The 13,461-nt window shown below is 48.1% G+C and carries 9 protein-coding genes; 5 read left to right on the forward strand and 4 right to left on the reverse strand.

The window, feature by feature from the left end:
- Positions 1–219: 219 nt before the first annotated feature.
- Positions 220–3,033, forward strand: a complete 2,814-nt coding sequence (aceE, locus tag R0I52_RS07020) for a pyruvate dehydrogenase (acetyl-transferring), homodimeric type (RefSeq protein ID WP_317053724.1) — start codon at positions 220–222, stop codon at positions 3,031–3,033.
- 25 nt (positions 3,034–3,058) lie between these two features.
- On the forward strand, positions 3,059–4,825 hold the full coding sequence (locus tag R0I52_RS07025; RefSeq protein WP_317053725.1) for a 2-oxo acid dehydrogenase subunit E2: 1,767 nt from the start codon (positions 3,059–3,061) through the stop codon (positions 4,823–4,825).
- Positions 4,826–5,083: 258 nt separating this feature from the next.
- On the opposite strand, the gene R0I52_RS07030 is transcribed toward R0I52_RS07025, so the two are convergent.
- A complete protein-coding gene (locus R0I52_RS07030; RefSeq protein ID WP_317053726.1) occupies positions 5,084–5,713 on the reverse strand; it encodes an OmpW/AlkL family protein in 630 nt (209 codons plus the stop codon).
- Between the two features lie 327 nt (positions 5,714–6,040).
- Here R0I52_RS07030 and R0I52_RS07035 point away from each other — a divergent pair, with 327 nt between their 5' ends.
- Entirely contained in the window at positions 6,041–6,217 is a 177-nt protein-coding gene (locus R0I52_RS07035; protein WP_317053727.1) for a hypothetical protein, read from the forward strand.
- Positions 6,218–6,370: 153 nt separating this feature from the next.
- Positions 6,371–7,354 (forward strand): ion transporter, encoded by a 984-nt coding sequence (locus R0I52_RS07040; RefSeq protein WP_201585540.1) that lies wholly within the window; start codon positions 6,371–6,373, stop codon positions 7,352–7,354.
- A gap of 170 nt (positions 7,355–7,524) precedes the next feature.
- Here the strand turns inward: R0I52_RS07040 and R0I52_RS07045 are convergent, their stop codons facing one another.
- The 3 genes from R0I52_RS07045 to R0I52_RS07055 all read right to left on the reverse strand — a co-directional run bounded on the left by R0I52_RS07045 (position 7,525) and on the right by R0I52_RS07055 (position 12,377).
- Entirely contained in the window at positions 7,525–8,172 is a 648-nt protein-coding gene (locus tag R0I52_RS07045; RefSeq protein ID WP_317053728.1) for a TerD family protein, read from the reverse strand.
- A gap of 88 nt (positions 8,173–8,260) precedes the next feature.
- Positions 8,261–9,376: a WYL domain-containing protein gene (locus R0I52_RS07050; RefSeq protein ID WP_317053729.1), complete on the reverse strand. Its 1,116-nt coding sequence runs from the start codon at positions 9,374–9,376 to the stop codon at positions 8,261–8,263.
- A 226-nt stretch (positions 9,377–9,602) separates the two neighbouring features.
- The gene (locus R0I52_RS07055; RefSeq protein ID WP_317053730.1) at positions 9,603–12,377 is read right to left on the reverse strand and encodes an ATP-binding protein; all 2,775 of its coding nucleotides are present in this window, start codon (positions 12,375–12,377) and stop codon (positions 9,603–9,605) included.
- A 317-nt stretch (positions 12,378–12,694) separates the two neighbouring features.
- Between R0I52_RS07055 and rsmG the strand changes: the two genes are divergently transcribed.
- Entirely contained in the window at positions 12,695–13,411 is a 717-nt protein-coding gene (gene rsmG / locus R0I52_RS07060) for a 16S rRNA (guanine(527)-N(7))-methyltransferase RsmG (RefSeq protein ID WP_317053731.1), read from the forward strand.
- Positions 13,412–13,461: the final 50 nt, after the last annotated feature.

Here is a 13,461-nt window from a genome sequence, read left to right on the forward strand (position 1 = left end):
AACAACTTTCCCATAAGCGCCTATAATGGAGAGTTATTATCATTTGATGATCAAACATCGCAGTCTATAGATCTCTTAAAGTACGTCAGAACCACTCCGATAAATTTAACAAGGAAGTCCTTGAGTAAACCATTTCCACACGCCAGTATGAAGTAATACTTTGATTTAATAATACCCTGCCACCGAGTAGGGATGACCGATAGAAAAGGATTCATAACGATGAACTATTATAAGGATGCTGACAGCACCGAAACCCAAGAATGGCTCGAAGCTTTTGAGTCTGTGATCAAACACGCAGACAAAGATCGCGCGCAGTTTTTACTAAAAGCCTTATACAATATGGCGGTGCAAGAAGGCCTGCCATTCAACCGCCTTGATACTGCTTATATCAACACCATCGCAGTCGAGGACGAGCCGATGTATCCTGGCGACTTGACCATTGAGCGTAAGATCCGTGCGCTGATTCGCTATAACGCGCTGGCGATGGTGATGCGTGCCAACAAAAACGATGACGATCTAGGTGGTCATTTGGCGACATTTGCCTCTAGTGCCACGCTGTATGAGACCGGGTTTAACCACTTTTTCCGAGCCGCAAGCGACCATTTCGGTGGTGACATGGTTTACTATCAAGGTCACTCCGCGCCAGGTATCTATGCCCGTTCTTATTTAGAAGGCCGCTTGAGTGAAGACCAGTTGGATAATTTTCGCCGTGAGGTCGGTGGTAAAGGCTTATCAAGTTATCCGCATCCCTATTTGATGCCGGACTATTGGCAGTTCCCAACGGTCTCTATGGGACTGGGCCCGATCATGTCGATTTATCACGCGCACGTCCATCGCTATATGGAAAACCGTGGCTTGCTCGAAAAAGAAGGCCGTAAAATCTGGACTTTCTTAGGTGATGGCGAGACAGATGAGCCGGAGAGCTTGGGTGCCATCTCTCTTGCTGGCCGCGAAAAACTAGACAACCTAATTTGGGTTATCAACTGTAACTTGCAGCGCCTCGATGGCCCTGTGCGTGGTAATGGCAAGATTATTCAAGAGCTAGAGTCGGTATTTCGCGGTGCAGGCTGGCGCGTGATTAAAGTCATCTGGGGTGGTAACTGGGATACACTGCTTGATAAAGACGTGACAGGTGTGCTCAAGCACCGTATGGAAGAAGTGGTCGATGGTGAGTACCAGCTATATGAGGCACGTACTCCTGAATTTACCCGTAAAGAGTTTTTTGGTAAATACCCAGAGCTTGAAGAGATGGCCAATGAGCTGTCTGATCATGATATCTCGCGTCTAAACCGTGGTGGTCATGACCCAATGAAGGTCTATGCTGCCTTTAGTGAAGCCATGAAGACCAAAGGTCAACCAACAGTTGTCTTGGTCAAAACAGTCAAAGGCTATGGTCTCTCGACGCAAGCGCAAGCGGTGAATAAATCGCACCAAATCAAAAAGCTAGATCATGAGTCATTGAAGTATTTCCGTGATCGTTTTGACTTGCCATTTACTGATGAAGAGCTTGAGACGCTGCCGTTTTATCGTCCAAAAGAAGATTCGCTTGAGATGAAGTACCTAAAAGGTCGCCGTGAAGCGTTGGGCGGTCACCTGCCAAACCGCCGTAGTGGTCATATTCCTCTAAATATCCCTGATTTATCGATTTTTGATCGTATCTTAAAAGGCAGTAACGGCAAAGAGCAGTCGACGACCATGGTGTTTGTCCGTCTGTTATCTGCGATGCTAAAAAACAAGGACATTCAAGATCGCGTCGTGCCGATCGTTCCTGATGAGGCACGTACCTTTGGTCTAGAAGGCATGTTCCGCCAGTTAGGTATTTACTCGGCGTCAGGACAAAAATACACGCCTGAAGATAGTGAAGCGCTGATGGGCTATAAAGAAGCCATCGACGGTCACATGTTGGAAGAAGGTATCAACGAAGCGGGGGCGATGAGTACCTGGATTGCGCTGGCGACCAGTTATTCGGTCAATGCTTTGCCAATGATACCGCTGTATATTTACTACTCTATGTTTGGCTTTCAGCGTGTGGGCGACTTGGCATGGGCGGCAGGCGACTGTCAGGCACAAGGTTTCTTACTTGGTGCGACAGCAGGCCGTACGACGCTCAATGGCGAGGGCTTGCAGCATCAAGATGGCCATTCGCAGATTTTGTTTAACACCGTACCGAACTGCGTGAGCTATGACCCATGCTATGGTTATGAGCTGGCGGTCATCATGCATGATGGCCTACGCCGGATGTATGGTGAGGGTGAGCGCGTGTATTATTACTTGACCCTCATGAACGAAAACTACGAACAGCCAGCCATGCCAGAGGGTGCGGAAGAAGGCATCAAGCGCGGGATGTATTTGCTAGAAGACAATGGCTCAAGCCAAGTACAGCTGCTTGGTTCTGGGGTTATCTTACGCGAAGTACAAAAAGCGGCGAAGATTTTAAAAGAAGAGTTTAATATCACTGCCAACGTTTGGAGCGTCACCAGCTTTAATGAGCTCACGCGTGACGGTATGGCATGTGATGACTACAATCGCTTGCACCCCATGGATGAAGAAAAGGTGCCATGGGTCACAGAGCAATTGGCACCGCATAAAGGGGTGGTGGTCGCGGCAACAGACTATATGCGTAACTACTCAGAGCAGATACGTGGCTGGTTACCTGATAGCCGTCCTTATACCACATTGGGTACCGATGGTTATGGCCGCTCAGATACCCGCGAAAAACTACGCAGCTTCTTCCATGTAGATGCCGCTCATATCGTGGTGGCGACGCTCAAGCGCTTGGCAGATGAAGGCGAAGTAGAAATGCGCTTGGTCAAAGATGCCATCTCAAGCTTTGAGATTGAGGCCGATCAGCCGCCAGCATGGCAGCAGCAGCCTTATTACGATCATTTCCCAGATGCACCAGCTCCTGACAACATCAACCCAAGCCCTGTGCCTGAGTTTGTCAGTGAAGAGGATGATGAAATCAGTAATGAAGGCCGCGCCGAAGATCAAGCTGACGCGACGCTGCTCAATGACGATGATGTCAAAGAATAATAACGATAAGACGAGGAGATAAACCATGGACATTAAAGCCCCCGATTTGGGTGTCGATAGTGCCGAAGTCAGCGAAATTATGGTCGAAGTTGGCGATGTCATCGAAAAAGACGACAATATCATTTTATTAGAGTCTGACAAGGCATCAGTGGAAGTACCAAGCTCTGCTGCTGGTAAAGTCACCAAAATCAGCGTTGCTGTTGGTGATCAAGTCAGTGAAGGCATGGTGCTCATTGAGCTTGAGAGCGCTGCGGCCGATACACAAGCAGAAGCACCAGCCAGTGAAAAGAGCACTGATGACGCCCGCAATCAAGCGGATGGAAAGGATGCTGGCGCACAGTCTGAGGCCACATCTGAGTCTCAAGCTGCTGATGCTAGCTCGTCAGAGTCCAAACATCCTGCGCCGAGCGCGGGTACAGCCAGTACACACGCATTGCCAGATTTAGGTGTTGAAGAAGCGCAAGTGGCCGAGATCATGGTCAGTGTCGGTGATACCGTCAGTGCCGAGCAATCGATTTTGTTGATTGAGTCGGACAAAGCCTCGGTGGAAGTACCAGCCCCCATCGCTGGTAAGGTCGAAAAAATACTGGTCGAAGCAGGCGACATGGTCGCCAACGGTCAAGATTTTATTGTCATTGTTGGTGAGGATGAGACCAATAGCACATCTGAGACACAGGGGTCTGAAACAGAGTCATCTGCAACAGAAGCCGCGTCAGCCAAAGCAGATAGCAAGGCTGGCAGCAGTGAGCAGCAGGCCAGTGCTAAAACACAGTCGACCGCTAAGCCAAAACAAAGCGCTCAAGCGACAGGCGCTAGTGATGCCAGCAAAAGCGGTGGCAAGCTGACAGAAAGTCAAGTGAATGAAAAGCTTGTCGATGTGTATGCAGGTCCTGCCGTACGTAAGCTGGCACGCCAAATGGGTGTGGATATTACTCAAGTGAGTGGCTCAGCGCTCAATGATCGTATCTTAAAAGAAGATGTGTTTGCTCATGTCAAAGAAAGCTTAAGCAAACAAAAAGCGGCGCCGACAAACAGCGCTGGCGCTCAGGCAAGCCTGCCAAACTTACCCGATATGAGTAATACCGAGATCTGGGGAGAGACTGAGACTCAGGACTTAAGCCGCTTACAAAAGGTCTCTATACCGCAGCTTAACTACAATACCTTGCTGCCACAAGTCACACAGTTTGATTTGTCCGATATCACCGAGACTGAAAAACTGCGTGGTGAGCTCAAAGGCGGTATGAAAGCTGAAGGTATTGGCTTTACTATCCTAGCCTTTGTGGTAAAAGCGACTGCTCATGCCTTGACGCAGCACCCACGCTTTAACAGTCATTTGAGCGATGACAATACTCAGATTATCGTGCGTAAAAGCGTCAACATGGGTATCGCTGTGGCGACGGATGATGGGCTTATCGTACCCGTTATCAAAAACGTTCAAGACAAAGGTCTTAAGCAGATCGCCATCGAGATAGGTGAGCTGGCAGCAAAGGCTCGTGATAAAAAGCTTGGCACTAAAGACTTACAAGGTGCAAGCTTTACCATATCGAGCCAAGGCAACCTAGGGGGTACCGCCTTTACGCCGTTGGTCAATTGGCCACAAGTGGGTATCTTAGGGGTCTCTGAGGCCAGTATGCAGCCGCGCTGGAACGAAACCAAGCAGACGTTTGAGCCGCGTTTGATGCTGCCGCTGTCGTTGTCTTATGATCATCGAGTGATTAATGGTGCTGATGCAGCAGTATTTACCCGTTATATCGCTACCTTGTTAGCAGATCCGCGCCGTATCTTGCTGTAGCTCTGACCGGCAGCGCTTTTGAGTGCTCTTTGGCTAATAGCGGCTGATAGATTGCATCAATGGTTATGTATTACAAAGAGACTGTCCGCATGGATGGTCTTTTTTTATGGGCTTATGACATAAAGTGCGCCAACGTGATGTTGGGTTGATTATAAAAAAAATAACAATAAATAGATTGCAGTAAATCATACAAACAAAAAAAGCCAGCACATCGGCTGGCTTCTTATCTGGCATACTTTACTTGCTATGATAGATTTCTTAGAACTGTTTTACAAACGCAACGCCATATACCCATGGGCTGATATCGACTTCACCTAAGTCATTACCGTTTAGGCTAGCGTCAGTTTTGATGTCCATGTAGCGCGCGTCAATACGGAAAGACTCAGTAGGCGCATATGGGATGTCAAGACCGATATGGCCAGCAACACCAACGCTATCGTCTAGCTCTAAATCATTACCGTTACCTAGGTAGACTCTTTCTTTAAAGAAAGTTGTATAGTTCACACCAACACCAACGAAAGGCTTCACATTCATAGGTAGGTTATAGCCGTCGAAGTGATACTGTACAGATAGAGTAGGGGGTAGATGCTGAGTTTTGGCATCAACTTCGTTACCATTTGCATCAGTTAGCGTGATGTCATGGTGGAATGGGATGGCTGCTAGTAACTCAACACCAACGTTGTTAGCAATGAAATATTCGCCACTGATGGTTGGGCGCACATCGCCATCAACATCTACTGATAAGCCATTGTTTAAAGTACCGTTGTCGCTTTTAGGGTCAACATAGTGTGCACCAGCAGCCACTGTCCACGTACCAGCAGGAACGGCAAAAGCAGAAGTCATAGTCAGTGCAGTAGCAGCGGCTAAAACTAGGGATTGTAGTTTCATCGTTTGATTCCTTAACGTAATAGAGGATTATCAGTCAACTAATGAGGGATGACAGTAGTGACCAATACATAATATTATGATTATTGAGTAATCTGTAACATTATAACGCCATTATAATACAAAACCACTATTTCTGTAAGGTAATAAATGGTTATTCTCAGTATTAAACCAAGACTTTTGCGTAAAGTTATCGATATCGAGGTATTGTGAACTTTTAGAAGTAGAGCATAGGTAAAGGATAAAGGTTTTATTTTATAAATGGAGGCGCGCTATACCATGCTTGGTTATTGTAGTAACTCTCCTCTGCGTTGTACTAATGCACGGACGATGCAGCTATTAAATGAAGTAGATGGCTGTTGTCCTGAGTGCCATCTGTTTTTGTTGCCTGCTCAAAATATCGGCCAGCAGTTGAAGGCCGATGAGCGGTTTTTACGATTGGCTGTGTTGGTGATTGCCTTTACACTGCTGATAACTGTCTATATTTACTATAAAAATTTTGTATAATCTGAGGACACACGTTAGCTATAGATAACACGCAGCAGCCGATCGACGCCTTTTATGTCAGCTTTGGCATTATGGTGGTCACGGTAATGTTTTTTGCGGCAATGGCGATTTATTTTATTTATCCACGCGCGGGTTTTACCGCATAAGGTCAGCATGCTATTCCAATCTATACGGCGCTTACGTTTTTTTGTTTATGATATTTTGCAAAACGATGAGCATGACACTCGGTTTAGCCGTTATGTGGACTACTTCCTGATTTTTTTGATCATGACCAATGTCGCCGCTGTGATTGCCGAGTCTGTAGACAGCTGGTATTACCCTTATCAAGACTATTTTATTTGGTTTGAAAATTTCTCTATCGTTATTTTTTCTATCGAGTATTTGCTGCGTCTGTGGAGTGTGGCCGAAGCCAAACCAGATAATACCACTTGGCGTCAGCGCTGGGAGTGGCTCAAAAGCCCGTCGGCGATGATCGACTTGATTGCAATCGTCCCTGCCTTTTTAAACTTCTTTGTCTCTATTGACTTGCGTTTCTTGCGTATTTTGCGTCTGTTTCGGATTTTGAAACTCACCCGCTACTTTGCCTCTATGCGTATCTTGCTGGTGGTCATTAGTAAAGAAAAAGGCTCGTTTCAAGCGGTTATCTTTATCTTGATAATCATGATTGTCACCGCCTCTAGCGGGATTTATTTGGTCGAAAATCACGCGCAGCCAGATGAGTTTGAATCGATACCGAAGGCGATGTGGTGGGCGGTGGTGACGCTGACGACCGTCGGCTATGGTGATGTCATACCGATCACCAATGCAGGTAAGATATTGGGTGCCATCATTACCATATTGGGTGTGGGTCTGGCGGCATTGCCAGCTGGTATTTTGGCGACTGGTTTGGCCAATGAGCTGGCCCAGCGCCGCGAGGAGTTAGAGCAGCATTTTCGTGAGCAGCTGATTGACAGTGATTTTGATTTGGTGCAAAACCAGATGATGATTGACAAGATTCGCCGTGAGCTGGGGCTGGACAAGGAGCAGGCGCAAAATATCGTTTTACAAGTGCTGCGTGAGCAAGAGCTTGAGCGCCGCGAAAGAGAAGTGGAAAGGCGGCAAAAGAATTACTGCCCGCACTGCGGCGAGCCGTTATAGAGCAGTGCACTACTCAACACACCCTAGTCTTTTTTATCCGTTTTGTGTTTGAGAGGTTTTTACAGCTTTATTTCGACAGCTTCATTCCTGCGATTTTATTTTTATGGTCTCATTTTCTGGTTTTAATGGCTGCAGTCAAACGCTGTGGCTGATTTCTCTTTATAGGCTTTTTATAGGCCTTGAGGGATAGGAAGGGCGCGCGCCAGTTCATAGGCGACTTGCTGCGCGGCTGTGGCCAAGTCCTTTGCTGCCAGTGGTAAGTTTTGCAAAGTTAGATGCCAGTCATCTACTTCTCGGCGCAAATGAGCGACCCAAAGTGTTTGGCAGTCGCGTGGCAGCTGTTTGAGATTGACTTCAAAACAGCGATTGCCTTCATCATCACTTAGGTGTATCTCGCCTTTTTTGACTCGAGAAAAAGGATGACCGTGATAAGAATTGGCCATCATGGCGATATGGGTGATATGCGCAGGAATTTTGTCTAAATACAGTCTGATCTGCTCTTGATCAAGCGGTGCCAAATACATGGCCTGCTCACCGCGATCTTTGCCATTTAAGCTATCGCCTTGATGGCGTACCGACTCGGCTTTGTCTCGCAGCTGCTTAAACCAAACGATATCGCTGATGGTGCAATTGTCATCGTATAACGCACATGCGATATCAATATCTATCGCGCCTTGGTTTTTTTTAAAACGTTTTAGCAGTCCCTTTGGCTCAATTCTGGTAAATTCGTAGTTTAGCGCAAAAAACAAAGTCCCCGCATCTAAGCCTAGTCCTCTTAAGCTGTCGGAAAGTAGTGGCGATGGGGTCGTGGTCGACATAGTATTCCTTTTACAATGGTTCGAGTTGCAATGGTTCGAGGGTGTTATCGTATTTGAATCTGTAACTCTTTAGTCAAGATAATGACACTTAATTAGGCTTATTATCAGTGGCGTTATTGGTACTGTTATCCAAGACGGCTCGATATAGTAGCTCGGGCTGGGCATTGAGCAGGCCACTACCAAAGCCACGTAACCACCAAACCAGCTGTGAGGTTAGGTTGACCGTGGCTTTGATGGTTAGGGTGTCGTCATCATTGACGGTGACGACTTGATCGTCACTGAGCTTGCTTTCTGTCAGACTTTTGCCAGCTTGTTTGGTGAATTGTAGCTCAATGGCCGTGTTTTTGCCACGCTCAGGCAGCTCGCCAAACAACGGATGACTAAAGCCCATACTGCCAGCCTCCAAGTAGGTATCAAGCTGAAAATCCTCTGGCGTTTGCGCCGGACTCTCTAAAATCTCGACGCTATCAAACCGGTGCAGAGCAAAGGTGCGAATGATGGCCTCTGGGTCATCGGTACGGGTCGCTAGTAAATAGATAATTACGCCGCGCTGGATGATGGCAATGGGGTTTAGCGTATATTCGCTGGCCTCATTTTTGTTGCTACGGGTGTAGCAGGCTTTGACCTGCAATTGATAAAAGAGCGCGTGATACAGATTGTCTTTGCTCTCGAGGTCAATATGCGGGGCGATTAAGGGCTGAGTAGCAGGCTCGATGCGTACTCGGTCGATCCAAGAGTGCGTGACTTTACTGTTCTTTAGCTGCCTTCTTGCTAAATCAAACCAAGGAAACAGCTCGTCTAAAATCACGGGCGGTAATAGCTGGGTAAGATTGGCCTCTACCATATTAAAAGCCACCGCTTGTGATAGATTCATATGCGGTAGGCTGTGTAGCGGTGCATCGTCACGCCAGCGCCAGCCTTGCGGGTTGGCGTTGTTTTTTTCGATGGGAAAGCGTTTGGACAAGGCGTTTAGGTCGCGCTGTACGGTACGCAGACTGATGTCAAACCCTGCAAGCTTGAGCTGCTCGTAAATGTGCGTCGTTCCCACCCAGCGATTGCGCTGTAGCTGTGAGAGTACTTGCCACTGCCGCGCTGTGGTCGCCGCGCCATGACGATTATTATGATGAGTCTCTGCAGCAGGGGCATCGGTGCTCGTGCGCTGCTCGTCTATTCGCTCATCTGTGTGGGTATGATGTACAGTCATTCAGAGATAGCCTTTATGAAGTCGCAAATCAATGTCGCAATCGATATGGATATTTTAATGCTAATATTTTAACGAATCCGCCGCTGGTTATCATGGCAGAAAAGCAGCTTAACGTCTATCCTGACGTCTATGTTGTGTCTATCATTGATGAGTAATGCATGATAAACGGCAATGAACGACGGTAGCAGGTCAGCCCATGGTCTAATGCTCTGATGCCTTGATGTTATCAGAGCTGGGCTATATCACGCGATTCATCAGCTGTCACGACATCCACGCTTGAGTGGTCGTCATTGCCTTTTTCGTCTTTTTCTTCTTGACGTTGACGCCTTTTTTTCTTGTCTTTTTTCTTTTTTGCCTTGCGCTTTTTTTGGCTGGTTTGCTTGACGTCTTTGTTCTCAATATCGTCATCGACGTTTTGGTTTTCGTCCCACAGCAGTAAGCGATTTAATACTTTGCCAAACAACGTGTCTTTACGATAGCGGCCTTTTTTATTCATGGTGTCGACAGGCAGTCCTGTCATCAGTGTCAACGCCTCACTTAAGCTCTGCACCCCATAGATATGAAACTTACCAGCTTTGACCGCAGCGATGATGTCGTCGCGCAGCATCAGCTGCTGGACGTTGGCAATAGGGATGACCACGCCTTGCTGGCCTGTCAGTTCTTGCTCGCGGCAAGCGTCAAAAAATCCAGCGATTTTAGCGTTGATACCACCGACAGCTTGTACCTCGCCTAATTGGTTCATGGAACCAGTAATGGCTAAGGACTGATCGATTGGCACATCGGCTAAGGCTGAGAGCAGCGCGCAGCCTTCGCTGACTGTGGCGCTATCACCATCGATCTGCGCGTAGCTTTGCTCAAAAGCAAGTGAGGCACTAAAGTTAAGGGCGTGGTGTTGGCTAAACAGCGCCCGCAAATAGCTGGTCATAATCAGCATACCCTTAGCATGCAGACTACCGCCCAAATCCACATCGCGCTCGATATCGAGAATCTCACCTGCGCCGATGTTGGGTTGAATGACGGCGGTGAGGCGTGCTGGCATGCCAAACTCGCTATCGGCATAGCTGACTACAGTCAGGGCGTTGACTTGCCCGACCGCATGACCTTGGGTTTGAATGAGCTGCTGGCCGTTTTTTAGCTCATCCCAGTATAAGTCGCGCAGATACCCTGAGCGCTCGTCCATATCGTCAATGGCTTGCATGACGTGATGGGCATCAACGATATGCTTGCCATCTAGGCGCGCATGGCGATCCGACTCGTGTAGCAGTTTGATCAATAAGTCGCTGTGTAAGCTTAAGCGGTCTTGGTCTTCGGCTTGTAAGCTCAAATGCTCAAGCAGCGCCGCCTGTGCATTGCGATCAAATGGATAAAGGCTAGCATGATCAATGATATCAGCCATTTTTGCCACCAATGCCAACTCGTGCTCAGGGCTGCGCGTCACATCGTCGTGGAAGTCGGCACGCACCTTAAAGACGGCATCAAACTCAGGCTCGAGCTCCAAAAGCTCGTAATATAGGTCAGCTTCGCCCAGCAAAATCACCTTGACATCAAGGTCAATGGGAGACGGTGCAAGCGATAGGCTACCTGTCAAAGTCAGCATTTGCTCAAGGCTAGAGAGTTTGATTTTGCGTGATTGCAGAGCGCGTTTGAGACCTTGCCAAGCATAAGGATGCTCAAGTAAATGACTGGCCTCCAACAACAGATAACCGCCATTGGCACGGTGTAGGGCACCCGCTCGAATCATACTGACGTCAGTGGTGACTGTGCCCAACTGGGTGATTTGCTCGACATGTCCCAATAGGTTTAGATGCGTCGGCAAATCCTCAAAGACCACAGGCGCACCACTGTCTGGCGCGTGACTGACGATGACATTGACCGCATAACGACTGGGAGTGGTGGCCAGCACTGCTGTGACAAACTCTTCATCATCGCCATTGACGATGCGCTCAGCGTGCGTGACCATATCTGCAGATACGGCTTTTAGGTAATCGACGACTTGTGGCTGAGCTGCAAACTGCTGATAAACTGGGGCAAATAACGGCTGTAGTGCACGGCGTGCAATGTCACGATGCAGCGCTTCGATGGCGTCATTGGCTTCGTCTTCTAATTGCTCTAGTGCGATGGTGAGCTGACTTAGGCGCTTTTGCATGTGGTTTTTTTGTACGAAGTTATCGAGCTCGGCTTCGTACTCGTCATCGCCAGAGAGCACCTTGTCTTGCTTGCCACGACGATGCGCCGTCTCATCGGGCTTGGCCGCGGATTGCGGATTATCTGATCTAGGGCTGGCGGGAATGTGCTCAGCGGCGGCGGTATCGGCGGCGCTGCTACTCTCCGTTGGCAGCTGACTTGGATGGACAAACACCGCTTTATTATCAAACGAGCGAAACGTCAAAGCCAAGTCGTATTGCTTGCCTTCGGCATTGAGCACATCATAAGCCTGACTTTCTTTTTGATGGGTGGCGTTTTTGATGGCTTCTATTTTGCTTTGGTATTGATCACTGCGAAAACGCTGACTGAGGCGTTTTTTGGCTTGTTGCCACAATTGGCTCACCTGCTGCTGCAATATCTCTGCTTGTCCAGCAGGTAGGGATATTGCTTGCGGCGTACGGGGATCAGCGAAATTATGCACATAGACCCAGTCATCAGGCGTTGGCGCATCGGCGGCGATGCGAGTCAGTAAACGGCTGATGATCGTACGTTTGCCCAAACCGTTTTCGCCCGCGGCAAACACATGATAGCCATTAGCTTTGATGTCTAGGGCGGTTTGCAATGCTTTTAGCGCTCGCTGCTGGCCAAAGCCCACGTCCAAATCAGGGGCAGTTCGGGTGTCGCTTGGCAATGCCGCAGGATTGCTATAGCGCTTTAATTGCGCGGCGCTTAGGCGGCAGTGCTGCTTCACTTCTAAAAAACGTGGATGCAGCTGTGTTACCTTTTTTGCGTGTTTTGTCTGTTCTTTGGTGGTGTCTATTGCTGGGTCGGTCAGCTGAGTCGAGGGTGTTACCATATTATTAGTGTCTTGTTTGGTCGCGTTTTTGATGATTGGGAAGTGTTGCTATGAGGCAGCTTGATTATCAGTGTCTGGGATGCTGCCTTAAAAATGAGAGATTGGCTTATTTAGTATATTTCATCATAAAGCTGCGGTCTTTGCTGCGTATGGTAGCAGTAAACACCCAGCGGTTTGCTATGATTAAAGAACAATAAGCCTCAAAGACTGCGCAGATAGTATAAGATGTCTCACATTGGGGCAATCTGCAACTATTCAATACGCGGAGTGCGTGATAAAATAAACGGTTCACATGTCAAAACTGGATAATGCGCCTTATGTCAGCTTCTGCCAAAAAAACCTCATCATCTACCAGCGTGAATCATGCCGCTATCGATCCGGCCGGCTTTGTTAAACTTGGTACACAGCTGCCAGCACTGGCCGATATGTTGGCACAAGCGATCAATGAGCTGGGCTTGTCTTTGAGTGAGACGCAGCAGCGCACGCTATTATTGTACTTAGATCAGCTTTTATTGTGGAATAAGGCGTATAATCTCACCGCCATCACTGCTCCCAAAGAAGCACTGATCAAGCATGTGATTGATTGTTTGGCTATTATACCGCATTTGCCGTCAGGGTCACTGTTAGATATCGGTACAGGGGCAGGGCTGCCAGCCGTTATTATCGCTATTTGCCAGCCTGAGCGCGCTTGCACAGCCTTGGACAGCAATCAGAAAAAGATTCGCTTTATCAAACAAATCAGTAGTGAGCTTGGTCTACATAATATGCAGCCTATTGCCTCTCGTATCGAGGCGCATGAGGCCAGCTATGAGGTGGTGACCTCGCGGGCCTTTGCCAGCCTGATTGATTTTGTCCACGTGGCACAGCCAAGACTGGCCGCAGAGGGACGATTGTGCGCGATGAAGGGCAAAGCGCCAAGCGATGAAGAGCTGCAAGCGCTCGAGCATGACTGGCGTATCGACACCATAAAGTTAACAGTACCACGTTTACATGATAGTCGTCATTTGATTGAATTGTCTGCTAAAAATGTCTAAGCTATGAGCCCGTGCGGTCGTGAAACATCGTTTACCTTGATATCTAAATA

It is taken from the genome of Psychrobacter sp. CAM01 (assembly GCF_032842965.1).
In the GTDB taxonomy this organism is placed as follows: domain Bacteria; phylum Pseudomonadota; class Gammaproteobacteria; order Pseudomonadales; family Moraxellaceae; genus Psychrobacter; species Psychrobacter celer.

Coding starts and splice junctions, on each gene's coding strand:
- R0I52_RS07040 (WP_201585540.1), top strand. CDS start 6,371: ATGCTATTCCAATCTATACGGCGCTTACGTTTTTTTGTTTATGATATT.
- rsmG (WP_317053731.1), top strand. CDS start 12,695: ATGTCAGCTTCTGCCAAAAAAACCTCATCATCTACCAGCGTGAATCAT.
- R0I52_RS07030 (WP_317053726.1), bottom strand. CDS start 5,713: ATGAAACTACAATCCCTAGTTTTAGCCGCTGCTACTGCACTGACTATG.
- R0I52_RS07050 (WP_317053729.1), bottom strand. CDS start 9,376: ATGACTGTACATCATACCCACACAGATGAGCGAATAGACGAGCAGCGC.
- R0I52_RS07045 (WP_317053728.1), bottom strand. CDS start 8,172: ATGTCGACCACGACCCCATCGCCACTACTTTCCGACAGCTTAAGAGGA.
- R0I52_RS07025 (WP_317053725.1), top strand. CDS start 3,059: ATGGACATTAAAGCCCCCGATTTGGGTGTCGATAGTGCCGAAGTCAGC.
- R0I52_RS07035 (WP_317053727.1), top strand. CDS start 6,041: ATGCAGCTATTAAATGAAGTAGATGGCTGTTGTCCTGAGTGCCATCTG.
- R0I52_RS07055 (WP_317053730.1), bottom strand. CDS start 12,377: ATGGTAACACCCTCGACTCAGCTGACCGACCCAGCAATAGACACCACC.
- aceE (WP_317053724.1), top strand. CDS start 220: ATGAACTATTATAAGGATGCTGACAGCACCGAAACCCAAGAATGGCTC.